At 36.6% G+C, this 25,579-nt stretch carries 28 protein-coding genes; 18 read left to right on the top strand and 10 right to left on the bottom strand.

Annotated features, from left to right (window positions below):
• The first annotated feature begins 16 nt into the window (after positions 1-16).
• Positions 17-1,189, top strand: a complete 1,173-nt coding sequence (locus CFK40_RS20000; RefSeq protein WP_089534113.1) for a CapA family protein — start codon at positions 17-19, stop codon at positions 1,187-1,189.
• Positions 1,190-1,339: 150 nt separating this feature from the next.
• On the opposite strand, the gene CFK40_RS19995 is transcribed toward CFK40_RS20000, so the two are convergent.
• Both CFK40_RS19995 and CFK40_RS19990 read right to left on the bottom strand, forming a co-directional pair.
• Positions 1,340-2,026 (bottom strand): DUF1129 family protein, encoded by a 687-nt coding sequence (locus tag CFK40_RS19995; RefSeq protein ID WP_089534112.1) that lies wholly within the window; start codon positions 2,024-2,026, stop codon positions 1,340-1,342.
• Complete coding sequence (locus CFK40_RS19990) at positions 2,016-2,360, bottom strand: PadR family transcriptional regulator (RefSeq protein ID WP_089534111.1); 345 nt, start codon at positions 2,358-2,360, stop codon at positions 2,016-2,018. Before CFK40_RS19990 ends, CFK40_RS19995 begins: the two co-directional genes overlap by 11 nt.
• A gap of 169 nt (positions 2,361-2,529) precedes the next feature.
• Between CFK40_RS19990 and CFK40_RS19985 the strand changes: the two genes are divergently transcribed.
• Positions 2,530-3,345: a DUF368 domain-containing protein gene (locus tag CFK40_RS19985; protein WP_089534110.1), complete on the top strand. Its 816-nt coding sequence runs from the start codon at positions 2,530-2,532 to the stop codon at positions 3,343-3,345.
• 69 nt (positions 3,346-3,414) lie between these two features.
• Complete coding sequence (locus tag CFK40_RS19980) at positions 3,415-3,735, top strand: thioredoxin family protein (protein WP_089534109.1); 321 nt, start codon at positions 3,415-3,417, stop codon at positions 3,733-3,735.
• A gap of 39 nt (positions 3,736-3,774) precedes the next feature.
• On the opposite strand, the gene CFK40_RS19975 is transcribed toward CFK40_RS19980, so the two are convergent.
• A complete protein-coding gene (locus CFK40_RS19975) occupies positions 3,775-4,422 on the bottom strand; it encodes a VOC family protein (protein WP_089534108.1) in 648 nt (215 codons plus the stop codon).
• A 467-nt stretch (positions 4,423-4,889) separates the two neighbouring features.
• Between CFK40_RS19975 and CFK40_RS19970 the strand changes: the two genes are divergently transcribed.
• From CFK40_RS19970 to CFK40_RS19960, 3 genes are all read left to right on the top strand, one after another.
• The gene (locus CFK40_RS19970) at positions 4,890-5,570 is read left to right on the top strand and encodes a response regulator transcription factor (RefSeq protein WP_089534466.1); all 681 of its coding nucleotides are present in this window, start codon (positions 4,890-4,892) and stop codon (positions 5,568-5,570) included.
• The gene (locus CFK40_RS19965) at positions 5,567-6,919 is read left to right on the top strand and encodes a HAMP domain-containing sensor histidine kinase (RefSeq protein ID WP_089534107.1); all 1,353 of its coding nucleotides are present in this window, start codon (positions 5,567-5,569) and stop codon (positions 6,917-6,919) included. Before CFK40_RS19970 ends, CFK40_RS19965 begins: the two co-directional genes overlap by 4 nt.
• A 93-nt stretch (positions 6,920-7,012) precedes the next feature.
• Entirely contained in the window at positions 7,013-7,636 is a 624-nt protein-coding gene (locus CFK40_RS19960; RefSeq protein WP_089534106.1) for a PepSY domain-containing protein, read from the top strand.
• A 43-nt stretch (positions 7,637-7,679) separates the two neighbouring features.
• Here the strand turns inward: CFK40_RS19960 and CFK40_RS19955 are convergent, their stop codons facing one another.
• From CFK40_RS19955 to phnD, 5 genes are all read right to left on the bottom strand, one after another.
• Entirely contained in the window at positions 7,680-9,251 is a 1,572-nt protein-coding gene (locus CFK40_RS19955) for a bifunctional metallophosphatase/5'-nucleotidase (protein ID WP_089534105.1), read from the bottom strand.
• A gap of 83 nt (positions 9,252-9,334) precedes the next feature.
• The gene (phnE, locus tag CFK40_RS19950; RefSeq protein ID WP_089534104.1) at positions 9,335-10,135 is read right to left on the bottom strand and encodes a phosphonate ABC transporter, permease protein PhnE; all 801 of its coding nucleotides are present in this window, start codon (positions 10,133-10,135) and stop codon (positions 9,335-9,337) included.
• Positions 10,135-10,953: a phosphonate ABC transporter, permease protein PhnE gene (gene phnE / locus CFK40_RS19945; RefSeq protein ID WP_405196603.1), complete on the bottom strand. Its 819-nt coding sequence runs from the start codon at positions 10,951-10,953 to the stop codon at positions 10,135-10,137. The genes phnE (CFK40_RS19950) and phnE (CFK40_RS19945) overlap by 1 nt, the downstream gene beginning before the upstream one ends.
• The gene (phnC, locus tag CFK40_RS19940) at positions 10,947-11,723 is read right to left on the bottom strand and encodes a phosphonate ABC transporter ATP-binding protein (protein WP_089534102.1); all 777 of its coding nucleotides are present in this window, start codon (positions 11,721-11,723) and stop codon (positions 10,947-10,949) included. The genes phnE (CFK40_RS19945) and phnC overlap by 7 nt, the downstream gene beginning before the upstream one ends.
• A gap of 109 nt (positions 11,724-11,832) precedes the next feature.
• Positions 11,833-12,765, bottom strand: coding sequence for a phosphate/phosphite/phosphonate ABC transporter substrate-binding protein (gene phnD, locus CFK40_RS19935; protein WP_089534101.1), 933 nt, complete (start codon positions 12,763-12,765; stop codon positions 11,833-11,835).
• Positions 12,766-12,971: 206 nt separating this feature from the next.
• Here phnD and CFK40_RS19930 point away from each other — a divergent pair, with 206 nt between their 5' ends.
• The 11 genes from CFK40_RS19930 to CFK40_RS19885 all read left to right on the top strand — a co-directional run bounded on the left by CFK40_RS19930 (position 12,972) and on the right by CFK40_RS19885 (position 21,371).
• The gene (locus tag CFK40_RS19930) at positions 12,972-13,871 is read left to right on the top strand and encodes a diacylglycerol/lipid kinase family protein (protein WP_089534100.1); all 900 of its coding nucleotides are present in this window, start codon (positions 12,972-12,974) and stop codon (positions 13,869-13,871) included.
• A gap of 367 nt (positions 13,872-14,238) precedes the next feature.
• Positions 14,239-14,412, top strand: a complete 174-nt coding sequence (locus CFK40_RS21050; protein ID WP_161493913.1) for a hypothetical protein — start codon at positions 14,239-14,241, stop codon at positions 14,410-14,412.
• Positions 14,405-14,698 (top strand): DUF1206 domain-containing protein, encoded by a 294-nt coding sequence (locus tag CFK40_RS19925; RefSeq protein ID WP_161493912.1) that lies wholly within the window; start codon positions 14,405-14,407, stop codon positions 14,696-14,698. The genes CFK40_RS21050 and CFK40_RS19925 overlap by 8 nt, the downstream gene beginning before the upstream one ends.
• Before the next feature lie 49 nt (positions 14,699-14,747).
• Positions 14,748-15,869, top strand: coding sequence for an RNA-guided endonuclease TnpB family protein (locus CFK40_RS19920; RefSeq protein WP_089534098.1), 1,122 nt, complete (start codon positions 14,748-14,750; stop codon positions 15,867-15,869).
• A 95-nt stretch (positions 15,870-15,964) separates the two neighbouring features.
• Positions 15,965-16,507, top strand: coding sequence for a DUF1206 domain-containing protein (locus CFK40_RS19915; protein WP_089534097.1), 543 nt, complete (start codon positions 15,965-15,967; stop codon positions 16,505-16,507).
• A gap of 275 nt (positions 16,508-16,782) precedes the next feature.
• The gene (locus CFK40_RS19910) at positions 16,783-17,376 is read left to right on the top strand and encodes a DedA family protein (RefSeq protein WP_089534096.1); all 594 of its coding nucleotides are present in this window, start codon (positions 16,783-16,785) and stop codon (positions 17,374-17,376) included.
• A gap of 200 nt (positions 17,377-17,576) precedes the next feature.
• Positions 17,577-18,272 carry an ABC transporter ATP-binding protein gene (locus CFK40_RS19905; RefSeq protein WP_089534095.1) on the top strand — a complete coding sequence of 232 codons (696 nt, stop codon included), beginning with the start codon at positions 17,577-17,579 and terminating at the stop codon, positions 18,270-18,272.
• Entirely contained in the window at positions 18,269-19,651 is a 1,383-nt protein-coding gene (locus CFK40_RS19900; protein ID WP_089534094.1) for a hypothetical protein, read from the top strand. The genes CFK40_RS19905 and CFK40_RS19900 overlap by 4 nt, the downstream gene beginning before the upstream one ends.
• 126 nt (positions 19,652-19,777) lie before the next feature.
• Complete coding sequence (locus tag CFK40_RS19895) at positions 19,778-20,062, top strand: glutaredoxin family protein (protein ID WP_089534093.1); 285 nt, start codon at positions 19,778-19,780, stop codon at positions 20,060-20,062.
• 81 nt (positions 20,063-20,143) lie between these two features.
• Positions 20,144-20,500, top strand: a complete 357-nt coding sequence (locus CFK40_RS19890) for a YppG family protein (RefSeq protein ID WP_161493911.1) — start codon at positions 20,144-20,146, stop codon at positions 20,498-20,500.
• A 169-nt stretch (positions 20,501-20,669) separates the two neighbouring features.
• Positions 20,670-21,371 carry an alpha/beta hydrolase gene (locus CFK40_RS19885; protein ID WP_089534091.1) on the top strand — a complete coding sequence of 234 codons (702 nt, stop codon included), beginning with the start codon at positions 20,670-20,672 and terminating at the stop codon, positions 21,369-21,371.
• A 62-nt stretch (positions 21,372-21,433) separates the two neighbouring features.
• Here the strand turns inward: CFK40_RS19885 and CFK40_RS19880 are convergent, their stop codons facing one another.
• Both CFK40_RS19880 and CFK40_RS19875 read right to left on the bottom strand, forming a co-directional pair.
• Positions 21,434-22,285, bottom strand: a complete 852-nt coding sequence (locus CFK40_RS19880) for a DegV family protein (protein WP_089534090.1) — start codon at positions 22,283-22,285, stop codon at positions 21,434-21,436.
• A gap of 47 nt (positions 22,286-22,332) precedes the next feature.
• Positions 22,333-23,250: a DMT family transporter gene (locus CFK40_RS19875; RefSeq protein WP_089534089.1), complete on the bottom strand. Its 918-nt coding sequence runs from the start codon at positions 23,248-23,250 to the stop codon at positions 22,333-22,335.
• A 525-nt stretch (positions 23,251-23,775) separates the two neighbouring features.
• Between CFK40_RS19875 and CFK40_RS19870 the strand changes: the two genes are divergently transcribed.
• The gene (locus CFK40_RS19870) at positions 23,776-25,254 is read left to right on the top strand and encodes a degradosome RNA helicase CshA (RefSeq protein WP_089534088.1); all 1,479 of its coding nucleotides are present in this window, start codon (positions 23,776-23,778) and stop codon (positions 25,252-25,254) included.
• Positions 25,255-25,579: the final 325 nt, after the last annotated feature.

The raw sequence follows: 25,579 nt of genomic DNA, 5'->3' as shown, positions 1-25,579 counted from the left end.
GGAGCGACATATCATCATGTTACACTATAAAGCAAGCTTCCTATTATGCTTTTGTGCCTTTCTTTTAGCGGCATGTATGAATGAAGATAATAGTTATGTTTCAAATGATCATGCCAAAAGTGAAGTTGATATTCAGAATAAACCGGGGGATACGGATTTTCTTACAACAGAAGTACATGAAATTACGCTCTCGGCAATAGGTGATTTATTAATACACGACACGGTATACCAAGACGCTTTTAATGGAAATCACTATAATTTTAATCCGATGCTTGAGAAAGTGGCACCTTTTTTGCAACAATCCTCGGTAACAATGGCTAACCAGGAAACGATGATAGGTGGAGTGGAAATTGGATTATCATCCTATCCCGCTTTTAATACCCCAAAGAAAATGGGAGATGCACTAAAGGATGCGGGGATAGATGTTGTGACCATTGCAAATAACCACACATTAGACCATGGAGAAACTGCCATACAGGAGGCAACCTCGTATTGGGAAAGTCTGGATATGATGTATACTGGTGCATACAAAAGTAGGGAAGATCAAAATGAAATCCGCGTCCTTCAGACCAATCAAGATATCACAATTGCCTTTTTAGCGTATACATATGGTACAAATGGAATTCCTGTCCCAAAAGGGAAAGAGTATCTTGTTAATTTGATTGATAAAAATAAAATAGCTGCTGATATTAAAGAGGCAAAAAAGCTATCCGATGTTATTATCTTAAGTCTGCACTATGGAAATCAATATGAACGGATGCCAAATAAAAGACAAAAAGATTTGGTGCAATTTGCTGCAGATCAAGGGGTACAGGTTGTTATTGGACACCATCCACATGTCTTGCAGCCAGTTGACTGGGTTGAAGGCAAAAATGGCAATAAAACATTTGTCGCCTACTCACTTGGCAACTTTTTATCTGGTCAGGATGAATTTTACCGACGAATAGGTGGAATGGTACAGTTTACTATTCGAAAAACGGTTAATGAAGATGCAGAAGATAAGCTAGAAGTTGTTTCACCAAAGTTTTTACCAACCTTTGTAGATTATCAGCCTGGAGAAACGGACTTTGACGTGATTCCCATGTATCAGCTGACAAATGAAGTTCTTCCAAATGCTAAAAAACATTACAAGGAAATCAAAGCCCATCTGTCTCAATGGATGCCTGAGCTTGAGTTTATTGAGGAGTGAATGTAAAAGGATTTCTGGATCCATAGAAATCCTTTTATATCCTAATAATGCTTGTTTAAAAAGTCGCCGAATTAGAAATAAGAAAACCGAGTAACGAAGAGATTCGCCATTTATCATTTGGCAACTTTTTGAACATCCTCTAGTAACAATTTATTTAGTAAGTCGTAATTTCTTGTTCATCATATAAGAAATGAGATACAGAGCTATACCTATCCCAGCAAAAGCTATCGTTGGAAACCTGATTTCCGAACCGAAACCTGGCATGAAATAGGACACTGCAATGAATGTTCCAATCATAACTACACTAATCAACCATAACTGAAGAAATTCTAGCCATTTGTTTGGCTTTTTATCTGTAGATCGTTTGATCCATTTAAGCACAAAGGTGATAAACAGGTAAAGTAAAAACAAATTAATACAAACAATAAGGAATCCCGATCCAAGTGAAACTACTGTGGTACTAGAACCCAGTTCGAAAAAGTAATACATTCCAGAACCAACAATACCATTCACCAGACTAATAATAGCTAAGAATTGGACCACAATATATGCAATAAAAGGTATTCTCACTGTATTCGATTCATTTGGTATTTCTTTGATAATAGCTTTAGAATAATCCTTAGGGTCATCCCCAAAGATTTCTACGGCTGATTTTCCTTCTTCCTGTGCTTGTATCAAATGTTCAAGTAGTTCCAAAAGTACTTCCTCTGTAGCTTGTTCAGACTTTCCTCCATTCAGACGAATGTACACAAGCATATCTTGATAATACGCAAGGTTTTCCTCGTTCAAAAGTTTTCTTTTTTCATTGTTCTCCCTGATAATATCCTTAGAATTCATTTTGAGATGCTCCCCCTTGTTCGATGATTCGATCTACAGGATCTTTTAATCCATTCCAGTGATTCGTAAATTCAACCAATGCAATGACTCCGGTTTCTGTTAAATGATAGTACTTACGCTTAGGTCCTGTTTGCGAGTTTTTCATCACGCCTTCAATTAACTTTTCTTTCTGCAATCGTAATAGTATTGGATAAATGGATCCTTCACCCACATCATTCAGGCCATAGTGTTGTAATTTGAGCGACAATTCATAGCCGTAAGTTGGTTCATTTTTAATAATGGAAAGGATACATCCCTCTAAGATGCCTTTTAAGAGCTGACTTTTTAATGACATATTTTACACCTACCTTGTTATACAAGATACTTAAGCAAAAGCTAACTACCTTGCAATACAAAGTAGCTTGATTATAGTATATAATTTTTTGTATAAATTGCAACCTTTATTTGATATGATAACGATATGTTTTATAAAAATTATGTGTATGTATGAGGGAGCTTAATAAATGGAGTGGAAAAATATTTATCGAGGCATGATAATGGGTGCAAGTGATGTTATCCCAGGTGTTAGTGGTGGTACAATTGCTGTTTTGTTAGGAATATATGATCGATTAATTACAGCAATTAACGGGATATTAAGCAAGGACTGGAAAAAACAGCTTGGATTTTTAATACCATTAGGAATTGGAATTGGAACAGCAATTCTTCTGTTGAGTCGTTTAATAGAATGGTTATTTGAACATTATGCCGGACCGACACAATTCTTTTTTTTAGGCTTAATTATTGGTATTTTGCCCTATTTGTTTCACGAAGCTGATGCTAAGCGAACGTTTGGGATGAAGCATTATTTATTACTAGTTATTGGGGCTGTCATTGTCGGGTCTATGGCTTTTATCCAATCTGGTGAACCTGGAGTCATAGAAAATATTTCAATGTCTACTTACATATTGTTATTTTTTTCTGGAATTATTGCAAGTAGCGCCATGATTTTACCAGGGATTAGTGGTTCATTTATGCTGTTAATTATTGGTGTTTATCCAACTATCATTGGCGCCATTAGTAATTTACAGCTTGATATAATTGTTGTGACTGGCGTTGGGATTGTGATTGGTATTTTAGTTATGAGTAAAATCATCAATTTCTTTTTACAAAATTATCGCTATGCAACATTTGCCTTAATTATCGGATTGGTGATTGGATCAATTTTAGTTGTATATCCAGGATTTCCAAGCGCTACTTCATTTCTAATCTTAAGTGTGCAGACTTTTGCTGCTGGCTTGTTAGTTGCATATATTTTGGGTCGAGTAGAATACAAATCCTAAACAGATTATAAGACAATTGACCAGATAATCAGTAGAATAGAAGTAGTGATGATAAAGGAGTGTTAATGAATGGAAAGTATAAAAAGTGTAGAAAAATTCAATGAGGTTATCCAAAGTGAAAATCCCGTAATTATAAAGTTTTTTGCTGATTGGTGTCCAGACTGCAAGCGTATGAATATGTTTATTGGTGATGTTATTGAGGAATTTAACGGTTACAACTGGTACGAGGTAAATAGTGATGAAGTAAAAGGACTTGCGGAAAAATATGAAGTAATGGGAATTCCTAGTATGCTAGTTTTTAAAAATGGGGAAAAAATTGCCCATCAGCACAGTGCAAATACAAAGTCACCTGAATCAGTAAGTGAATTTTTAACAGAACAACTTGGTTAAGCTAAAAAAGCACCCGCTAATGGGTGCTTTTTTAGCTCTCTATACCAAATCAAATTCTAGTTTTTCATTATTGGTAAATTGTATTTTGCTGTTTTGTAATGGAAAATGGGTTTTATTTAATTTTTTTGGCTTTAATTGATAGACCTTAGTGAAAGTCTCTTTATCTATTCCGCCAAAGTTGATCTGTCTAATAGTTTGGATATTCAACAGACTAGTATCTGGGTATGCTTCTTTTGGATTGTCCCATTCAATTAAAAAGGGTAAGACTTCCGTTTCATAATTATACTCTGGGAAAAGCATCCGCCATTTTACGATGGATCCGTCAGGCTTTTCTCTCGTTGCATTAACAGGGCCTACAAATGGGATGTCATTTTTTTGGAAATGTTCCACATAACTATCCATTTGTGTTGTCCTTAACGCAAATTGAAACGGACCAGCTATATTTTTTTCTAAAACATGTGTGAGATGTTTTATTAGTGGATTATCTGAATTAGTTGTTTTCTCATTATCGTACGTTCCTAACCATTCTATATAACTATCATTTGAGAAGTAAGATAAATAATTATGCGTACCCCATTCATTATGTTGGCCACCCTTAATAGACTTTATGGTGAACTGATTTCCATACTGGGCGCTTAATTCTTCAGCATTATTAGCGGCTATAACAACATGATCAAGTGCTAGCATTACGCATCACTCCTTAAATTAAATTCGTTTTCTGCATTTCGTTGGATTTAAGGCGTTTACAAATAATGAGATAATCTTATTAGGATTACTTCATACACCATACCCTTATGATAAAGACTTAATCATTATAAGAGGAAGTTCAAAAAGTCACCAAATGATAAATGGCGAATCACTTCGTTGAAAAAGGAACTTCTATTAAGGGCGCCCACGTCCTGTGGGCAACACAGAAGTCAGCACACGCGCGTAAGTCCGGTCCTCAAAACGCTCGTGCCTCGACCTTCTTATTTCTAATTTGGCGACTTTTTGAACACGTATTTATAATCAATTTATATGGTAAATCAAAATGCATTCTTTATATTATCGACTTCTGTTACATATTTTGCAAAATATATGTTTACTAATATTCGTACATTGTTATGATTTATTTGTTATAGTACATAAAAAGACACATAAAGTGGGTGATCATTCTGAGTCAACCAAATATTTTAATTGTAGAAGATGAAAAAAAACTTAGTAGGGTGCTGCAGTTGGAACTTGGTTATGAAAATTATAACACTCAAATTGCAAGTGATGGAAAAGAAGCGCTACATTTACTGGAAACGAAACAGTGGGATCTAGCTTTACTAGATATTATGATTCCTGAGTTAAGTGGACTCGAGGTTCTACGGAAGTTTCGGCGAAGTGATCAACAAACTCCAATCATTCTTTTGACTGCTAGAGATGAAATACATGATAAAGTAAGCGGATTAGATCTAGGTGCAAATGATTATATAACGAAACCGTTTCAAATTGAAGAATTATTGGCACGCATAAGGGTGCATTTACGGCAACAATCGAAACGGAATGAGTTAGTTAATGGTGAGCTATATGTAGATTTAAATACACGACAAGTAAAGCGGTCTACTGTAGAGATTGAGTTGACACCACGTGAATATGATTTACTTATATACTTATTACAAAACAAAAATATTGTGCTAACGCGTGAGCAGTTAATTGAAAAAGTATGGGGATATGATTATTTTGGTGATACGAATGTGGTTGATGTCTATATTCGATATTTAAGACAAAAGATTGATAAGGATTTTGACACGAAATATATTCAAACGATTCGTGGGGTAGGGTATATGATAAAGGATCAAACTAAATGAAACTTCGGACAAAAATTCAACTGTTTTCCAGCCTATTCATGTTAGTATTAATTTTATTAGTAAACGCGTCTATCTATTACTTTTTTTATAAATTGTCTGCAGATAGCGAGTTAGACCAATTAGATGCACATACAGAAACGATAATAAGTACATTGAATGAGAATCCAACCATTTCCAAAAACCAACTACTCCGCGCTTATCTACCAAATGAAGGTATGATTCGAGTAGTTGATGAAAAAGAAAATAAACTTGTTACCTTAACAAAACATGGCTCATACACAAGTCTTCCGATTACTTTTTCAGCAAGTGAGATACAAGAGATAAGATCAGTTGATGATCGTGCTAGTGTTGCAGTTGTCACCCAGCCAGTTATATGGAGTGATGGCAATGTTGTTACACTGCAAGTTTCCAAGCATTTAACAGGGCTTGACGCGACAATGCAAACGTTATTGTACGTTGTTATAGGTGCCTCGATTGTGATGCTTCTTCCAACTATTTTTGCGGGACGACTATTGACTGGCTTCATATTAAAACCTATTCAGGCCTTAATTCAAACAATGAATGCTAATAAAAATGAGAACACATGGGAAAAGATTTCGGTTCGTAGTCATTCCAAGGATGAATTGTATCAAATGGAGCAAACGTTTAATGAAATGATTGATCACTTAAGGGAAAGTTTTAACAAACAAGAACAATTTGTATCGGACGCATCCCATGAGTTAAAAACACCAATTGCAATTGTGAAAAGTTATGCGCAGCTTCTAGAACGTCGAGGTTTAGAACGCCCTGAGATTTTTCAAGAATCAATTGGAGCTATCGAAACGGAAGCAGATCGAATGCAGAAATTGGTAGAGCAACTACTTTTTCTTGCTAAAAGTAAAAATGAAAGTGTGTTAACAGAAGTGAACATAGTGAAGTTGTGTTTAGATGTTGTAACTGTTTTTAATGGAGCCTATAATCGTTCCATAAGGGTCAATAGGAAAGAACAAGAGGAGATACTCGTTAAAGCTAACAAAGATCAGCTTAAACAGGTGGTCTATAGTTTAATTGATAATGCATGTAAATATAGTGAAGCTGAAATTATTGTGACTATTTCAGTTGTCGATAAAAACGTTGCCATTGCAATTCAAGACTTTGGGCCGGGAATTTCAAAAGAGGAGCAAGCAAAAATTTTCGACCGCTTTTATCGAGTAGATAAAGCCAGAAACAGAGATAATGGCGGGACAGGTCTCGGACTTTCAATCGCCAAATCAATTGTCGAGGCACACAAAGGAAAACTTACGGTATCAAGTAATATAGCAGAAGGGAGCACCTTTACGGTAATCCTCCCAATTGTGATAGATCATTAATCACTTTCTCATCAAATTCTAATCTTGTTCACCATGTTCTTTCATTTGGGAGGGATATGATAACAGTAAGAAAGAAATAAGGAGGAATTAAAATTGACTAAAAAGAAAAAAATCGCAGTAGGCGGGGTAGTTGTAGCAGCTGTTCTAGGGTTAGGAATATTTCAGGCAACAGCATCTCAAGCGGAGGCATCCCTATCAACGGATGACGTTAGAAAATTAGTGGCTGACCAGTATCCTGGTACAGTTACGGAACTCGAGCTAGATGAAAAAAAGAATAAAGCGGTTTATGAGGTTGAAATTTTAGGTGACGAGAAGAAGTATGATTTAACACTTGATGGAAGTACTGGCGAGGTGCTTCATCTAAAAGAAAAGCCGTTATCTAAAAACGCCAAAGACAATTTAGATGATGCGGATGATAATAAAGATGACAAAAACGCAGAAAATCAACAACAAGCAAATGATGATAAATCATCCGTAAAAAAAGTAGCAGTTGAAGCTAATAAGGCAGAAGAAATTGCATTAAAAGAGTTTGAAGGAACGATTAAAAGTATTGAACTTGAAGAAGACGATGGCCGCTTAACGTACGAGATTGAAATTAAAAATGGCAAAAAAGAGGCCGACATCGAAGTTGATGCAAATACCGGAGAGGTAATTGTAGTTTCACTTGAAGAAGATGACGACGATGACGATGACAAAGACGATAATGACGAAGATTAATACTAATAAGGCCCATACCAATCCAGGTATGGGCCTTATTTCTTCACTTCTTTACCTCAAAATTTTTTGTTGCGTTTGCTTTAACAGTTGGATGCTGCTCAAAGTACCATCTGATGAGCTCGACTGTATCTTGTTGTACTTCTTTGACAATTGGTTTATTTTTGAACATATGATAATTACCACCACCATTTGCACGATAATTATTCAGTACAACAGGGTAGACTCCATCTAAGTCAAGAGGGATTCCATCTTTCGTTACATATTCGATGCGTGATCCAACCGGATTTCGGACATTTATGTTGTACTCGATTCCTTCCCACATATCGTAATTATAATGTTGCGGTTTTGGTTGGCTAAAGCTTGGATTAACGTCAATTTCCCCAAATTCATTTAAGATAAAGTATGATGCTGTTTTTTCAAGTGCCGCAAAGATATCTGCTCCAGATAACTTCAGAACAACCAATGTGTTCGGGTACATGTAGTTTGCCACAATATCTCGCATGGTTACGACAGGCCCAAATCCAGTTGATTTGTTATTCAGAAGGGAGGTAACAGAAATGTCCACACCAGTTGCTGCCATCTGTACCTGCTGTATGAATTCGATAAAAGGATGTTTGTTCATACGTACTTGCAGTGGATTTTCAATTGTCATATCCCCATCAACATAACCAATTGGTTGATCAAGCCATTGTTGAGTAGAGTTCTCAAGCATTGCCATATACTCTACTATTTCTGAGTCAGCAGGGACACCTTCCAAATCAAGCAACCTCGCAGACTTCTTAGTTATATGCCAGTTGTCTTGATCTTTACTGAATTCAATTTCTATTTGACCATAACCTTGAGCGTTAAACCCAGGCTGGATAACCAATACATTATTTATTATACCAGTTAAGGTGCGATGCTGGTGTCCCGTCAAAAGCACATCAATTCCATCAATTTCCTGACACATCTGATAGCCCTGGTTTTCTCCTGTTAATACTTCAGTTGGCTCGCCTGACTCAATATCCCGTTCAAATCCTCCATGATAGGATGCAATTAATAAGTCAGGTTTTTGAATTTGATGAAGATGATTAACCCATTTCTGTAGAGAGGTTAAAGCATCTTGAAAATTAATTCCTTCTATATGCTCTGGTGATTCCCAATTAGGAATGTAGTGGGTTGTAACCCCAATTACAGCTACTTTAATGCCATTATCTAATTTTTTTATATGATACGGTTGGCCAAAATAGGGTTGGTTCGTGGTTTGATCTAATGTATTTGCAGATAACCACGGAAAATTTGATTCCTTTACTGCATTTTCTAAAATTTGTTTCCCAAAGTTAAACTCATGATTGCCGATTACACTTGCTTCAATTCCAATTCGATTCATAATGCCAATCATTGGGTTTTCTTCTGTTTTATGTTGTTTTACGAAATGTGTCATAAGTGGGGTTCCTTGAATTAAATCTCCATTATCTAGGATAAGAAGATTATCAGTTTGTTCTTTTGTCTTTTTAACAAGGCTTGCATACTTGGCAAGGCCGGTATCAGCAGGTTGATTGCTACCATATATAATTGGTAAAGCGTTTCCATGAACATCACTTGTATATAGAATCGTTAAATTTGCTGTATCCATAAGTAGGTCAATACTCCTTTTTGAAATTCTTAAAATAAGAAAACGAAATCAAAGTAAACCTTTAATTTCGTTTCACTTAAGTTCTACACTATTTTGCGGCGAATTCTTGCCGATATGAAGTCAATTATCGTAACAACAATAATAATTGCTAACAGGATAAGTCCCATTTCACTCCAGTTCCGGTTATTGGCTGCAAAGATAATCATCGTACCAATACCACCTGCACCAACAATACCTAGTATGGAAGATGCACGTACATCGATTTCAAACCGATAAATGGCATAGGATAAGAACTCAGGAATAATCTGAGGTATGACACCATAGAAAAGCATTTGTATCTTATTCGCTCCATTAGCTTCCATAGCTTCAACAACCCTCATATCGATTGACTCTACCACTTCAGAATATAGCTTTCCAAGCATTCCTGTCGATCCAATCGCAATTGCAAGAACACCAGCAAATGCATTCGGGCCCACTGCTACGACAAATAATATAGCCAGGATAATATCTGGAAATGCACGGATAGCAGATAGGATCCATTTGCCAATATTAGATAAAAACTTACTACGAGACATATTTTTTGCAGCAAGGAAACCAAGTGGAATGGCCAGAATAGAAGCCATGAAAGATCCAGCAAAAGCAATAAATACTGTCTCAATTATTTTTAATGTGACCTCACCAGTAGCTGACCAGTCAGGGCTGAATAACCTGGGAATAATTACCCCGAAGTTACTTATTGCCCGTTCGACAGCACGAGCCCAGTCAATGTCAATTCCGATAAACGTCCATATATAAATGGCAATAACAGCTAGAAAGATTAGTATTCCTTTTATTTTTTTAAAAGCTGATTTAGGTTGCTTTGGAGGTAATGAAATAGATTCCATTATATTAATGCCTCCCTTAGTTTATTGCTGATATACTCAATAATCAGTACAACAACGAATATTAGAATGATGATAGCCATAACATTCGGATAGTTATAAAACTTAAGCTGTTGATCGAGAACGAGTCCAATACCACCTGCACCAACAAGTCCTAGTACAACAGACGCCCGTATATTTATTTCAAATACATAGAGGACAAATGATGTGAATTGTGGTAAGACCTGTGGAACCAGCCCATAGAAAATTACTTGAATTACACTACCGCCTGATGCCCGCATTGCTTCAAGTGGATCCATATCAACAGACTCTATCGTTTCACTTATCAATTTTGCCAAGATACCTAATGAGAATATGATGAGTGCAACGATACCTGGAAATAAACCAACTCCAAATAGTCCAACGAAAATAACAGCTAAAACTAAATCGGGAATGGTACGTAAAATATTTAGCACTGTTCGAGTTGTAATGTAAAGAGGTTTAATGGATGTTATATTTTGTGCTGATAAAAGTGCTAATGGAACAGTTAGAATCGCTGCAAACGTTGTGGCGATAATTGCCATTTGGATGGTTTGAGCCATTGGGTCCCACACCGCTGTAATAACACTCATATTGGGTGGGAAAAACTTTTCTACAACTACAAGGACATTACTAAATGCATTACCAAATCCACCGACCATTTTTTGTTGTGTCCAAAACATACTGAATAAGTAAAATCCTAATACAACAATTAGAATGGTTGTAAGTTGAACCTTGGTTTTAACCGGGTAGATAGGTGGTGTTTTTTGTAAGGACTTGGAATTTAACTGTTTAGTCACGATTCATTTGCCCCCCCACGCAAGTCGTCCTCACGAATGGTCCGGCCATAGATTTCTTCAAATGTTTTTTCTGTTACCTCAGATACCGGGCCGTCGAAAACAACTTCTCCAGCGCGCATACCGATAATACGATCAGCATATTCCATAGCCATATCAATAAAATGTAGGTTTACTATTGTTGTAATATTATCTTCCTTATTAATTTTTTTTAGGTACGTCATAACCTGGTGGGATGTTGGTGGATCAAGTGATGCTACTGGTTCATCTGCAAGAATGTAGGAAGGTTTCTGTGTCAATACGCGTGCAATACTGACGCGCTGCTGTTGACCACCGCTAAGTTCGTCAGCACGGTTATACAATTTTTCATCAATATTTACACGCTTTAAGCTTTCGTAAGCTAGTCCAACATCATCCTTTTTGTAAAGGTTTAAAATTGATCTTAACGTACTGGTGTGTCCAAGTCGTCCAGCTAAAACATTTTTTAAAACGTTGGAACGCTTTACCAGGTTATAGTTTTGAAAAATCATGCCAATCTTTGTGCGTAGTTTTCGTAGATTTGAACCACGATAAGTAATAATATCCTCATCATCAATTAAGAGGGATCCTGTTGTTGGCGTAACGAGTCGATTTATACTGCGAATAAACGTAGATTTTCCTGCTCCGGATAAACCTACAATCACAACAAATTCACCATCTTTAATGGTGGTATTTATGTTTTTCAAGCCTTCTGTTCCATTCGGGTAAACAAGGCTGACATCTTTAAATTCAATCATAATATGTATTCCCTCCATTAGTTACGAAATTGAGAGCGCAACAATCTACACCTGAGAAAAAAGGGAGATATAAATACCTCCCCTTTTTGTAAATTTAACTATCGTTTAATTATAATTCAATGTTGTCTTTGAATTTTTGGTACGTATCTTTAACTACCTGGTATTCTTTGTCAGATGCTTCATCGATTGCATCCCAGTTATAAACTTCATTCATAATTTTGATCATTTCAGGATCATCATTAAACGAAAGGAAGATTTCTTTGATTTTCTTAACTAATTCTTCATCTAACTCTTTGGTAACTGAAATGGTATCATTCGGAATTTCCTCGGTATGACCAATTACAGTTAATTCCTCCATGATATCTGGATGTTCTGCCTCAAGTTCTGTACGAACATCATCAAATGTAGTAGCGACATCTGCGTCACCTTCTAAAACAGCAAGTGCTGCAGTATCATGGCCACCTGCTTGAACAGTAGCTGAGAAAAAGTCTGTTTCAAGTTCTGGTGCACTAGCATAATCGAACTTCTGCATTAATTGATTTGCCGGGAAAAGATAGCCAGAGGTAGATCCTTTATCAGGATAAGCCCAGATTTTTCCTTTCAAATCTTCAAGTGTTTCGATACCAGAATCAGAGCGAACCAAGTATTGTGCTTTATATGTACCTGATCCATGACGAATAGATTTCAAGATTACTTCTGCCCCGTACTGCTCATTTGCTAAAACATAACCAAATGCTGGAATAAATCCAACGTGAACCTGGTTAGCCCCCATAGCTTCAACGAGCGAGTTATAGCTAGTCATTACTTGCCCTTTTACTTCAATGTCCAGCTCTTCCGACAAACGATCAGCCATTGGTTGAATTGTATCTGCAATTGTATCTGAGTCCTGAGATGGTACAAAACCAATTACAAGTGTGTCTGGTTTAAGGTCGCCTTTTTCTTTTTTGTCGCTTCCTTGTGCATCTTCTTGATCCGAACCACCACATGCTGTAAGAATAAAAGCTAAACTTAATACAAGCAACAAACTATAAATTTTCTTCATTTTGACCCTCCTGTGTAATTTAGAAAATTATAATTCCTACTACTATATTAAATACTATTTCAAGCAAGAATACTAGATATTTTTTTAATTTTACATCGAATTAATAATAACTATTTTTTTGGGGTTAGGAACAATGTGAATTGCGATTTTTTCTAAGATAGGATAGGGTATTGAGTAACTATTAGGTTGAGTAGGAGGAAATTATAATGAAATATGAAACAGGTCTATTCTTATATAATAGTAATGCAGGAAACGATGATTTAGAACAAAAACTTGAACAAACACTACCTTCTATTACAAAAGCAATTAAAAAACTTACTATTATTCAAACCGAAACCATAAATGAAGTAAAAAGAATATGTGCAGACTATGCTGATCACGTGGACATTATTGTGATTTTAGGCGGAGATGGAACAATCCATGAGTGCATAAACAGTATCGCACCACTAGAAAAAAAACCGATTATTGGTGTTTTGCCAGGTGGAACGTGTAATGACTTCAGCCGTATGCTAGGTACTTCACAAAACCTCAAACAAGCTGCAGAGGGAATTGCGAGAGGGGAAATTGTGGATATCGATCTTGGGAAAACGGGGGAGAGATATTTTCTTAACTTCTGGGGAATTGGCTTTGTTTCAGAAGCCTCTCTAAATGTTGACCCAGATCAAAAAAGGAGCTTCGGAGTGCTTAGTTATTATATGAGTACATTGCGCACTGTTAACCAAGCAGAGTCATTTAGTTATAAAATTAAAACAGATGTTGAAACATATGACGGCGAGGCTGTCCTAATATTAGTACTAAATGGTAGATTCATGGGCACAAAGGAATTGCCGATAACCACCGCAGATCCAAGTGATGGAAAAATGGATGTGTTAATTATAAAAACCTCAAACCTCGCTTCCTTTCGTGAATTTCTATCGATGAACAAGCCAACGACCGATCCGGATGAACTGTCTGAACTAATTCATTTTCAAGCAGAGTCGTTAGAAATTGAAACAGACCGTGCGAAAGAAGTTGACATGGACGGTGAGATAAATGGAGCAACTCCCGCTTCGATTACGATTCTGCCGAAATATATTCGGATGGTTAAGGGGACAGAGATCATCTGATGGAAGTAATTTTACAATGCGTGTTCAAAAAGTTGGCAAATTAGAAACAAGGTCGACAAAGAACTCAGGCGTCCTGTTGCAAAGTCGACATTAGCACGTCCTGTGCGTCAAGTTCAAGGCGCGAAGATTTTGAGGACCGGACTTGCACAGGATGTGCTGACTTCTACGTTGTCCACAGGACGTGGACGGTCTTCGTAGAAGTTCCTCTATGCTTTTAATACGTGAGGACCGGAAAAACTGCGCAACGAAGAAATTCGCCGTTTATCATTTGATGACTTTTTGAAATTCCTCTAGCAATTAAAATGTTTCTAAATAGGGTTTTAGAGGAATACACCCTTATTACGTGTTCCTTATAAGGATGAATGACATGATGGAAAATATACTGATTAGGATAAGTGGCTTTCTTAAGAGGAAAGATGCTGATAACAATGTAATGCCTTGGGTCAGATGGTATTCAAGAATAGGGTTTTCTGCAAAAGGCTCTGTGTATGTATTAATCGGTCTTATTTCCATGATGGCAGCGATAGGTATTGGTGAGTGATCAGCAAGGAGCCATTGCTGCGGTTGCTAGTAAGCCATATGGGGAATTAATATTGTGGCTGGTGGTACTTGGCCTAACTGGTTATATAACATGGTTACTCACACAAGTTTTTATTGAGGGCGACCATGATGGAACAAAGATTAAAGACTTTTTTATTCGGATTGGTTACTTTTTTACAGCTATATTTCATCATCAAAAGCCAAGGAGACTCTGTCAAACTCTTCGATTTCGGCGGAGAGGAATTGGCTGGTTTCAATTTTTAAAAAAAGCAGCTCTTCTCTGTTGAAAACGTTTGTTCGCATATAGTATAATAAACAAGAGAGGAGAGGGAAATGATGAAACTTACGATTACAGCTAAGATAAAGATTTTACCAACTGAATTAGATAAAGAAAAATTACTAGATACAATTCGTGCCGTTCGTAAGGGTCTGAATTTCGCCTCTAAAAAGGCATTTCGCCACGACTGTTTTACTTCCATTAAGTTACACAAATTAACGTATAATTTGCTCCGTTCTGACTATCGTTTGAAATCGCAAATGGCAAATAGCGTTGCGAGAACAGTGTGTGCTAAATATAAGTCAATGCAATCAAACGATGTAGAAAATACGCTAGCTAAATTTAAAAAACCAGAATATGATTTGGTGTGGAATCGTGATTACTCCTTAAAATCTGAATATTTTTCCGTGAACACATTGTTTGGACGGATCAAAGTTCCATATGTCACGAAAAAGATGGAGCATTTTTTTGATGGATCCTGGAAGTTCGGTACTTCCAAACTTGTGCAAAAGAAAGGGAAATACTTTCTACACATTCCAATGACAAAGGAACTCAAAGAAAGCGAACAATTTAATACTAGTGATGTGTTACATATTGTTGGGATCGACTTAGGTATCAACTTCGTTGCTACCGTATTTGATGATGCTGGAAAAACAACATTTTTCAGTGGTAAACAAATCAAACAAAAACGTGCGCATTACAAATTATTACGGAAACAATTGCAACAAAGACAAACACCTTCTGCTCGAAGAAGGTTAAAAGCCATTGGTCAACGAGAAAACTGTTGGATGACAGATGTTAACCACGTTGTCTCTAAGGCACTCGTAACCAATTATGGCCAAAACACATTATACACCTTAGAAGATTTACAAAATGTACGAAAAGCTACTGAAAAAGTGTGCAAACGTAAACGATATGTTTCTGTTTCTTGGGCCTTCGACCAATTGCGAGAGTTTTTAACATATAAAGCGCAAATGACAAAATCAAAAGTTATTTTGGTGAATCCGAAATATACATCTCAAGATTGTCCGAAGTGTGAACATAGAGCTAAAAACAATCGTAACAAGAAAACACATCAATTTTGCTGCAAGAAATGCGCTTATCGATCAAATGATGACCGTGTTGCAGCAATGAACCTCTATAACAAGGGAATCAAGTACCTTTCTAGAGTATCTGCTTAGCAAGCTAGGTAGATAGGGTAGCAGTCAACCTGCCCACGATGTAACACCACGCCAATGCTTTACCGGTGATAAAAAATAGGAGCCCACAAGGGCGTTTGTACTATTGGGTAGTTACAAGCTCCATCAAAATCTTCGATTTAGGTGGAGTTGTTGACATTGGGTTAGGGGTTAGTTTTGCTATCCTTGCAATTAACTCAGGACAGACAGGTAATTCTAAACAATTTTGGATGGGAAAGATTATTGATATGCCACTCGGACGATTGGCGATTGGTATTACTGGGGCGAGTATTTTTGTCTTTGCCTTTATTCAGGTAATTAATGATATTAGGGGAAGCTTTACGAAAAAGCTAAATGCTAGTCAGATGAAACAAAAGGAATGGATATTTACCAAATTGATAGGAAGAATTGGGTTTATTTCAAGAGGAATTACGTTCGGTGTCCTTGGTGGATTTTTTATTCATTCAGGTTGGACTGCTGAATCAAGTCAGGCAAACGGAATTGATGGAGCTTTGGCTCAAATTGCTCAAGAACCATGTGGGCAAGTATTGCTCGGTATTGTGCCGCTTGGACTTTTTCTTTATGGCATCTTTGAGGTTTTAGAAGGAAAAAACCGCAATATTAAAGTTAGTGAAAAATAATAAGCAGTAAGTGTACAACTGTAGATAATCGATTTAAAGAGCGTGTTCAAAAAGGTGCCAAATTAGAAACAAGAAGTTCAAGGCGGTGAAGTCTTGAGGACCGGACTTGCACAGGATGTGCTGACTTCTACGTTGCCCAAAGGACGTGGGCGATATTAGTAGAAGTTCCTCTGTGCTACTTCTACATGAGGACCGGAAAGGCAAGCAAAGCGGAGGAATTCGTAGTTTATCATTTGGTGACTTTTTGAACTTCCACGTAAAGGAGAGTTTATTCCATGTTAGAGGTTGTAGTTGATGTGATTAAAGAATATGGAATATGGGGATTACTTGCTAGTCTTGCAATAGAGGCATCATCTCTTCCGTTTCCTGGTGGATTAGTTACCTTAGTATTTGGTTTTATATTAAATCTTACAATCGTAGAGGTAATCCTATACGGACTGTTGGCAAGTGGAGTCTATACAGGATTCAGTCTTATCCCATACTATATAGGTTATAAACTTGAGGATAAATTAAAAGAAAAAACAAGTCGTAAAAAAATTGAAAAAGCACAAAGTTGGTTTAAAAAGTTTGGAGTATGGAGCATAGCTTTCGCGAGACCACTTGGGTTGGGCAATTATATTTCATATGTTGCAGGTGTTAGTAAGATTAATAAATGGACGTTTTTATCGCTAACGTTGCTTGGAATTTTACCGTGGACTGTTGGAGTTTTATGGTTAGGTAGTGTAGGTAATTTAAAGACGGTGAAATCTTTTATGGAAGAGTTTCAGCTGTATGGGATTATTGCTCTTGTAGTAGGTATTATCATCTATATAATCTATCGAAAGAATAAAAAGCAGAGATCAAAAGCTCAAACGAAAGCTTACGAATAATAGGAATGGCAATTGGCTCACATTAAATTGTGGGCTTTTTTTGGCAGATAAGAAAGTATAAAACTTTCTTATCTGCATAAGTGCAACTAAGTCATTCGCCCAAAGGCTTAGTGAATGCCAAGTTTTCTAATATATTGATTTAATTGAAACTTTTGTTATCAATTTTCGTAATTATAGTATTCTACAGAGTAGGTGATAGCATGAAAACATTAGAAGTTAATATGGTAAGTGTGGAAATTGGTAAAAATAGGTTACTTGATGCTATTTCATTCGAATTAGAACCTGGTCAAATCACGGCTTTAGTTGGGCATAACGGAGCGGGGAAGTCGACACTAATGAAAGCAATTTTAGGAATTGTGGACAAATCTTCCGGCAAAATAACCATTAATAAAACGTATGATTTTGACAACCAATTTTTAGATTTTAAACAACTTATATCTTATCTTCCAGAAGAGCCGTTGTTACTAACCGAATTAACCGTCATGCAGAACTTTCAGCTTTATGGAATGAGTTATGGAATTGCTGAAGAAGACCTATCGAAGCGAGTAGATCATTATGTTCGGAACTTTGAACTAAACGATAAGTTGAATGAATATCCTGAGTCCTTATCGAAAGGCATGAGGCAAAAGGTGCAAACAATTTGTGCGTTGCTACCTGATACGCCAGTTATGTTAATAGATGAACCTTACATGGGATTAGATGTCTATGCAGTTGATTTTTTTGAAGAGGTAATGAAAGAAAAAGCTAGCAACGGTACAAGTATTTTATTGACCACACACCAACTAGATCGTGTGAAACATTTTGCGGATGGATATATCATGCTTCAGCGAGGAGAAATGCTAAACAAAGGACCAATTGGTGATTTTCATACCATTCAAAGGAGATCGAAGGAATGAGTAGAAATGCTTCTTTGATCCGTGCGTTCCTGTTTATCAAAAAAAACCGATTCCGTAAAAAAAGTAGCGTATACAAGATGGCTATCCAAGTAATGGTGGATCCAGTAATTGCAATTTACCTAGTACTTCTTGGTGGTTACGTCATTGCTAGTCTTTTCATTATGGGAGACGTTATACAAGCCAATCACCAAAATTTTATGCTAGCTGAAGAACAGGCAATTATCCGTTACTGGGTAGTGGTAGCGATTTTACCAATACGATATGTGATGCGATCATTCCGGAATCCTGGAGTCACATTTTCAAGTTCCGAGGACCAATTAAGTATTTTACCTTTTACAAGAAAGAAAATTTGGCTGTTATGCATTGCAGAGAAATGGATTAAACTGATTCTTTTTTATATAGTTGTCGGGACTCTTGTCACGGTTATAACACCGATTTCAAGTTCAGTAGTTGTCGCATATATTTTATTATTTACGGTAATGGATACTATCATGACAGTACCTCAATGGAAATTATTTCAGGTTAGAGTTGGGACAAAGCTGCACTGGATTTCTGGTATTATCGTATTAAATATCGGTGCATTTTTCTCTAGTCATTTAATCGTTAGTTTGGCCATAATAGGATTTATCTTGACCATTAACATGAGATTGTTTGGTTCCATCTTCCATGGAGTTCATTGGGGCAAAGTAATGGAAGTAAGTGATTTTAAAATATGGAATATGCCACTAATTAGCAAGGCATCGGAAACTAAATTTAAACGGCAGAGGAAATATAGTGCTTTTAGAAATTCATTTGCTCAAAAGAAACCTTTTACATACACACCTAAAGCGATCCATCATCGAATTTGGAGGATATATTTGGGCAAGAACCTTGATCTAATACTTCAGACTGTTGTAGTATTATTGATCATGCTTGTTGCAGTAGTATTTATTTCCGAATCGGCCATTCATATAGCCATTGCAGTTGCGATCTATGTCTATGCATCTGTAGCCGCTATTCTTTTTAGTGATCGTTTTCAATCGGATATTCTTCATGTGTTGCCATGGAATTTAAAAAGTTATAAGCAGTCATTTTTCAAATGGGTAATAATTGGTAGTATACCGCTTCTTATTCGTATTATTAGTTATCTCGTTCTTCATGCTTCCATATGGGCGCCAGTACAGTTAATTTTCTATTTTAGTACGTTCATGTTTGTTTATCAGATAAAAATAGATAATACGATTGCATTGTTAGCAAGACAATCAGGTTATAAGACAAACATGGGTCTTGGCTATTTGTTTTTAATACTCGTTGCCATCAGTGGGTTATATCCAATTGTATCGCTTGGTTTCATCGTTGTAATTGGAATAATGTTCTTTAATAAAAGCGCGAGTTTTTGAACAACCTCTAAAAGTATAAATTATAATCAAGATGTAAACATTTTGTAATATACCCTTAACAAATACGTTTAAGAAGAAGAGAAAAGGGTATAAATTTATACAATGTTATTCTAGGAGGCGACAACAATGACTAGGCAAAAGGTGGTTATTTATACTAGTGATAATTGCTCAGCGTGTAAAAAGGTAGTAGAGAGAATGAATACGTGGGGAGTAGATTATATAGAGAAAAATATATCAAACAATGGTAGCTATTTAAAGGATCTTCAAGATAAAGGAATATTTGGTACACCTGCAACATTTGTAGATGATTATTCAGTATTAGGATTTCAGGAAAGTAAGTTGAAGTATGAACTAAGTATGATTGATAGTCAGGATTATTTCCGAAATTATTATGAAGAATATGATAGCTAATTTTCATCCTGCATCATGACACAATCCCCTCTAATTTTGCATATTCTAAATAGAAACAGATGTAAAAGAGGTGTGTGTCATATGTTTAACAGACCAAATTATTATCAGGAACCTTTTAACGCTAACCCGAAACGACCACAATACCATAAACAGCAATGGCAACAGCCAACTATTCCACCATATAATCCTACACCCTATCAAGTCTATGCAAAGCCAAAACAGCCAACAAATTGGCATACTTTCTCACAACCTAATCAGAATCAGTACGCTACATTTAATCAACCGCCACCAAGCAACGTGTTGAACTATTTTCAAAATAAAAAAGGTGAAGTTGACTTTGATAAAATGTTATCAACGGTTGGTCAAGTAGCGAACACCTTCCAGCAAATAACGCCAATGGTAAAACAAGTTGGCTCTATTATGAAAAGTTTTAAATGATAGTGAGAGAAAAGCGGATGGTGTAAGAGTGTACTAATCATCGGCTTTTTTTAATGAGAAAATCCAAATAGAAAAACCAGCCATTGTTGGGAATAGAAAAACCTAACTGTCTGTAATAGGTAGAGTGAAAAAGGAAATTAATAAGTAGACGGACGAAAGGAGGGTGTCTATGATCGCATGCTTACTCCTCCATGGATATACGGGAGGACCATATGAAATCGAGCCGTTATCAAATTTTTTGAAAGAGGAAACAAACTGGCACATAGAAGTACCGACACTTCCTGGGCATGGAAGGAAGCTTACACTTAAAAATGTATCACATAAAAAATGGATTTCGGCTGCCGAAGATTCCTTAAAGCAGTTATTAGCTAAATATGATGAAGTGTATTTGATTGGCTTTTCAATGGGAGGCATGATCGCATCCTATTTAGCTGCAAAATATAAAGTAGATAAACTTGTCCTGTTAGCTTCAGCAAGAAAATATCTTTCATTCAAACAAATTTTCTTTGATATCCATCAGGTATGTGTAGATGGTTTAAAAGGAAACATAAAAAAGAACAAGTTATATATCCATTATAGGAAAAAACTTGGGGGAGTTCCATTTAAGTCAAATCTAGAATTTTTGAAGCTTGTTAAATTTACTAAGCCTTATTTAAAGAAAATAGACTCAAGCGTGTTAATTGCACAAGGGCAAAAGGATGGGATGGTTCCTTATAAAACAGCATATTTTTTGGATAAAGAAATCAATTCGGAAGAGAAGGAAGTAGTATTTTTTGAACGATCCAGGCATCTAATTTGCCTCGGTGAGGATAAGGATACATTAAATAAAATGGTTTATAACTTTTTATCTAAAGAGGTTGCACATCCATAAAAGGAGGAGTATGATTGATGATTATATCAGTGGACTCCTCCTTTGACATGTACTTTACTTTTCTATTTATAGAAAGAAATCACTATTCCGCCTTGACCAGCATAAGTCGAAATTAGAGGACCCATATCCGTTAGATAAGAATCTTTGAATGGGTACTTTTCCATTATTTCATCAAGAACGGCCTTAGCGCGGTTTTCTGCATTGGAATGTGACATGACAATGATTTTTTCTTCAACGTTCTTCGTGTATTCGCCGATTTGCTCGATTAATCGTCTAATTGACTTTTTGTCGCCACGAACCTTTTCCGCAACCTCGATTGTCCCTTCTTCACTTGCACGCATTAAAAGCTTGATGTTTAATGTCTTTGCAATAGTTCCGCGCACTTTATCAAGTCTTCCACCACGGATTACATTTTCAAGTGTTTTCAGTGCAATTAATGTTGTTGTATCCTTAACACGGTCATTTAAATGATTCTCTAACTCTTCAAACGTATAGCCTTCCATTATTTTACTGTTTGCTTCATGGATAAAAAGAGCCATCCCACAAGATGCTGTTCGTGTATTAATAACAGCTATTTTTCGATTTGGTTCTTCTTCAAGCAGCATTTCTTTTGCCAACAGCGCATTGTCATACGTTGAACTTAATCCCTTTGTAAGACTAATGTTAACAATTGGTGTACTAGGGTCCACTTTTTTATAAGCCTCATAAAAATCGTTTGGGCTAGGAGCAGATGAACGAGGTAGCTCATCGTATTCCTCAATTTTTTGATAAAATTCTTTTAGGTTTAATGTTACACCACTGATATATTGCTTATCTTTAAAATGTAAATACAATGGTACAACGATAATATTTAATGTTTCCGTTAATCGTGTTGGAAGATCCGCACCGCTATCTGTCATTAGCTGGATACGCATGCCATCACCTTCTTTGTTAGTTTACTTTTATTATACCAGTTATAGGACTAGGTCATATCCTTCTTTGTTTGGGAAATCGTGACTTTTCTTTTTTTAGTGGTACTCATAATAAAAAGAAATAACCCAAATAACACGACTGTTCCTCCAAGCCATTGCGCCCAAGTAACGGTTTCACCTAGTATAAAGTAGGCTAAAAGTGTTGCGCCAATTGGTTCGAGCACAGTTGCCATCGAAATGGTTGACGTGCTCAGCCATTTGAGAGCCCAATTAAACATGGTATGGCCTAAAAATGTTGGTACAATAGCAAGTGTTAGGAAAATCCACCAATAGCTAACTGGGTAACCAACAAATGAATAACCGAGAATTAAATTATAAACAATTAATGTTATTGAGCTGATTCCGTATACAACAAATGTATATGTCATAAGGGACAGTCGTCTTCTTATGTTTTGTCCGATTAAAAAATACGCTGTAACCATCATTGCACCAAGTAATGCTAAGATATCACCTAACAGAGCTAAACCACTTATTTGAAAATCTCCCCAACTAATAATCAAGCTTCCAAAAAGGGCAATGACCATACTTATTACTGCTCCTGGTGTAAATCGTTCATTAAAGAAAAAATACGTGCCGAGAAAAGCAAAGATCGGTTGTAGCGTAACAAGTACAACAGAACTTGCCACTGATGTATAATTTAAAGATTCAAACCAAAGTATGAAATGGAATGCCAGGAAAATTCCAGCAAACATGGCAAGAATCCAATCCTTTTTTTGTATCTGTTTAAATTCATGTCGATAATATAAAAGAATAATGGGTGACATAATAAGAACGGCGAATAGTAATCGATAATTCGCTATAATTGATGCAGGTGCACCACCGGCTAACTTGACTAATATTGCAGATGTTGAAACAGAGAAAACGCCGATGACAACTGCGAAGTATGGGTTGAACGGAGGCATACGCATAAGAACCCTTCCTTTACATTTATGCTCATCTAATCTAATTAATACAGTTTATCATGCTAGAGGTAAAAAAGTCATTAAAGTACGTGTTTAAAAATCCGCCGTTTATCATGAGGCCGCTGAAAAAGTTAAATATAATACAAAATATGTGGATCTACCATCGCATCTTCGAATATACTCCGCTTTCCGCGGGCGAGTGCCGAGCCTCCTCGGACTGCCGTCCTGCGGGGTCACGCCGATCTCTTGCTTCCCGCAGGAGTCTCCGTATATTCGAGATGCTAAGTTAAGGTGAAAAGTTAAATTTTTAAAATCCACCACTTTTTCAGCGGCCTTTATCATTTGATGACCTTTTGAACAACCTCTTAACGTACTTTTTGATATAAAGTGGATAACTGTGTGTATTATGTGTTATGATGTAAGAACTATTATTTAGTGCATGAGTGAATAAAGTGAGGCCTCTTTCCACGAATGGGGGATGCCTTTTTTGTGCGAATAAATTTTTGAAGAAAAAAGGAGTAGACTATTAAGGTGACAACATTTAAAGAACTAAGTATATCAAGCCCCATTATGAAAGCTTTAGAAAAAATGGGATTTGAAGAAGCAACGCCAATTCAAGCAGAAACAATTCCACTTGCAATGCAAGGAAAAGACGTTATCGGACAAGCTCAAACAGGTACAGGTAAAACTGCAGCTTTTGGAATTCCGATGATCGAAAAAATTGATAAAACAGCAAAAAAAATTCAAGGACTTGTGGTAGCTCCAACGAGAGAGCTTGCAATTCAAGTAGCTGAAGAAATAAATCGTTTAGGTAAATTTAAAGGAATCCGTACGCTTCCTGTATATGGTGGTCAGCACATGGATCGACAAATTCGAGCTTTGAAAGAAGGACCACATATTGTTGTAGCAACACCAGGGCGTTTATTGGATCACATGCGTAGAAAGACAATTCGTATTGATAACGTTCAAACTGCAGTATTAGATGAAGCAGACGAAATGTTAAACATGGGATTCATTGATGATATTCGTGACATCCTAAAAGGAATTCCGGAAGATCGCCAAACATTGCTATTTTCAGCAACAATGCCAAAGGAAATCCGTAATATCGCGAATACTTTAATGAAATCACCACAAGAGGTGAAAGTAAAAGCGAAAGAAATGACGGTAGAAAATATTGATCAATATTTCGTTGAAGTTCCAGAACGATTAAAGTTTGATACGTTAACAAACCATATTGATATACATGCACCAACTTTAGCAATTATATTTAGCCGTACAAAGAAACGCGTTGATGAAATTGCTGAAGGCTTACAGGCTAGAGGGTTCCGTGCTGAAGGAATTCATGGTGATTTAACACAAGGTAAACGTATGTCAGTGTTAAATAAGTTTAAAGGCGGACGTATTGAAATTTTAGTTGCTACAGATGTAGCTGCACGTGGTCTCGATATTTCAGGTGTATCACATGTGTATAACTTTGATATTCCGCAAGATCCAGAAAGCTATGTACACCGTATTGGACGTACTGGACGGGCGGGACGTACTGGTGAGGCTGTATCATTCATCACACCAAGAGAAATGGCACACCTTCATTTAATTGAAAAAGTTACAAAGAGCAAAATGAAGCGTCTAATGCCACCTACAAACCAGGATGCACAACGTGGACAACAACAGGTTACTGTGGATAAATTATTAAAAACACTTGAAAGTAATGATTTAAAATCTTATCATGAAACAGCAAATGAGTTACTTCAAGATCATGATTCTATTTCAGTTATTGCAGCTGCGCTAAAAATGTTGACTAAAGAGCGAAGAGATACACCAGTTTCGATTTCGTCTGTGCAACCGATTAGTGTTAAAAAAGCACAAGGACATCGAGGCAATGATAATCGCCGAAATAAGCGTAACTATGGACAGCGTAGTCAAGGTGGACGTAATAACCAAGGTGGACGCAATCAGCAAGGCGGGCGTAATCGTAAAGGAAACTTTCAGAAACGCAGAAACCGCGACTAAGACTAAATTCGCGACTAAATAATAGACACCAAAACAAAGCTCCTTAGCGCAAAGGGAGCTTTTTAATTTGTAAAGAAAAGCGGAGACGACTGTTCAGCGACGTACAAATAGGTAAGCATGTGAAAGTACGGTGAACTGTCCGTACATTCATCAGGATTACCTATTTGCCAGTCGCTAGGAGTCGCAGCTAGACAAGAAAAGCGGAGACGACTGTTCAGAGTTTGTTCACTGTCGAACTTGTGTGAAATACTGTCCGTTATGAGTAAAATACTGTCCAAATTCAGCATTCTACTGGCCAACCACTAAAGAATGACACTTTTTTGAT

Origin of the sequence: Virgibacillus necropolis, from assembly GCF_002224365.1 — a bacterium.
Taxonomy (GTDB): domain Bacteria; phylum Bacillota; class Bacilli; order Bacillales; family Amphibacillaceae; genus Virgibacillus_F; species Virgibacillus_F necropolis.
The sequence above is the reverse complement of the archived record's forward strand: the minus strand, read 5'-3'. Positions and strand labels throughout refer to the sequence as shown.

Excerpts from the sequence above, each read along its gene's own strand:
- CFK40_RS20000 (WP_089534113.1), top strand. The coding sequence starts at position 17 with ATGTTACACTATAAAGCAAGCTTCCTATTATGCTTTTGTGCCTTTCTT.
- CFK40_RS19995 (WP_089534112.1), bottom strand. The coding sequence starts at position 2,026 with ATGAATTCTAAGGATATTATCAGGGAGAACAATGAAAAAAGAAAACTT.
- CFK40_RS19990 (WP_089534111.1), bottom strand. The coding sequence starts at position 2,360 with ATGTCATTAAAAAGTCAGCTCTTAAAAGGCATCTTAGAGGGATGTATC.
- CFK40_RS19985 (WP_089534110.1), top strand. The coding sequence starts at position 2,530 with ATGGAGTGGAAAAATATTTATCGAGGCATGATAATGGGTGCAAGTGAT.
- CFK40_RS19980 (WP_089534109.1), top strand. The coding sequence starts at position 3,415 with ATGGAAAGTATAAAAAGTGTAGAAAAATTCAATGAGGTTATCCAAAGT.
- CFK40_RS19975 (WP_089534108.1), bottom strand. The coding sequence starts at position 4,422 with ATGCTAGCACTTGATCATGTTGTTATAGCCGCTAATAATGCTGAAGAA.
- CFK40_RS19965 (WP_089534107.1), top strand. The coding sequence starts at position 5,567 with ATGAAACTTCGGACAAAAATTCAACTGTTTTCCAGCCTATTCATGTTA.
- CFK40_RS19955 (WP_089534105.1), bottom strand. The coding sequence starts at position 9,251 with ATGGATACAGCAAATTTAACGATTCTATATACAAGTGATGTTCATGGA.
- phnE (WP_089534104.1), bottom strand. The coding sequence starts at position 10,135 with ATGGAATCTATTTCATTACCTCCAAAGCAACCTAAATCAGCTTTTAAA.
- phnC (WP_089534102.1), bottom strand. The coding sequence starts at position 11,723 with ATGATTGAATTTAAAGATGTCAGCCTTGTTTACCCGAATGGAACAGAA.
- phnD (WP_089534101.1), bottom strand. The coding sequence starts at position 12,765 with ATGAAGAAAATTTATAGTTTGTTGCTTGTATTAAGTTTAGCTTTTATT.
- CFK40_RS19930 (WP_089534100.1), top strand. The coding sequence starts at position 12,972 with ATGAAATATGAAACAGGTCTATTCTTATATAATAGTAATGCAGGAAAC.
- CFK40_RS21050 (WP_161493913.1), top strand. The coding sequence starts at position 14,239 with ATGATGGAAAATATACTGATTAGGATAAGTGGCTTTCTTAAGAGGAAA.
- CFK40_RS19920 (WP_089534098.1), top strand. The coding sequence starts at position 14,748 with ATGAAACTTACGATTACAGCTAAGATAAAGATTTTACCAACTGAATTA.
- CFK40_RS19910 (WP_089534096.1), top strand. The coding sequence starts at position 16,783 with ATGTTAGAGGTTGTAGTTGATGTGATTAAAGAATATGGAATATGGGGA.
- CFK40_RS19905 (WP_089534095.1), top strand. The coding sequence starts at position 17,577 with ATGAAAACATTAGAAGTTAATATGGTAAGTGTGGAAATTGGTAAAAAT.
- CFK40_RS19900 (WP_089534094.1), top strand. The coding sequence starts at position 18,269 with ATGAGTAGAAATGCTTCTTTGATCCGTGCGTTCCTGTTTATCAAAAAA.
- CFK40_RS19895 (WP_089534093.1), top strand. The coding sequence starts at position 19,778 with ATGACTAGGCAAAAGGTGGTTATTTATACTAGTGATAATTGCTCAGCG.
- CFK40_RS19890 (WP_161493911.1), top strand. The coding sequence starts at position 20,144 with ATGTTTAACAGACCAAATTATTATCAGGAACCTTTTAACGCTAACCCG.
- CFK40_RS19885 (WP_089534091.1), top strand. The coding sequence starts at position 20,670 with ATGATCGCATGCTTACTCCTCCATGGATATACGGGAGGACCATATGAA.
- CFK40_RS19880 (WP_089534090.1), bottom strand. The coding sequence starts at position 22,285 with ATGCGTATCCAGCTAATGACAGATAGCGGTGCGGATCTTCCAACACGA.
- CFK40_RS19875 (WP_089534089.1), bottom strand. The coding sequence starts at position 23,250 with ATGCGTATGCCTCCGTTCAACCCATACTTCGCAGTTGTCATCGGCGTT.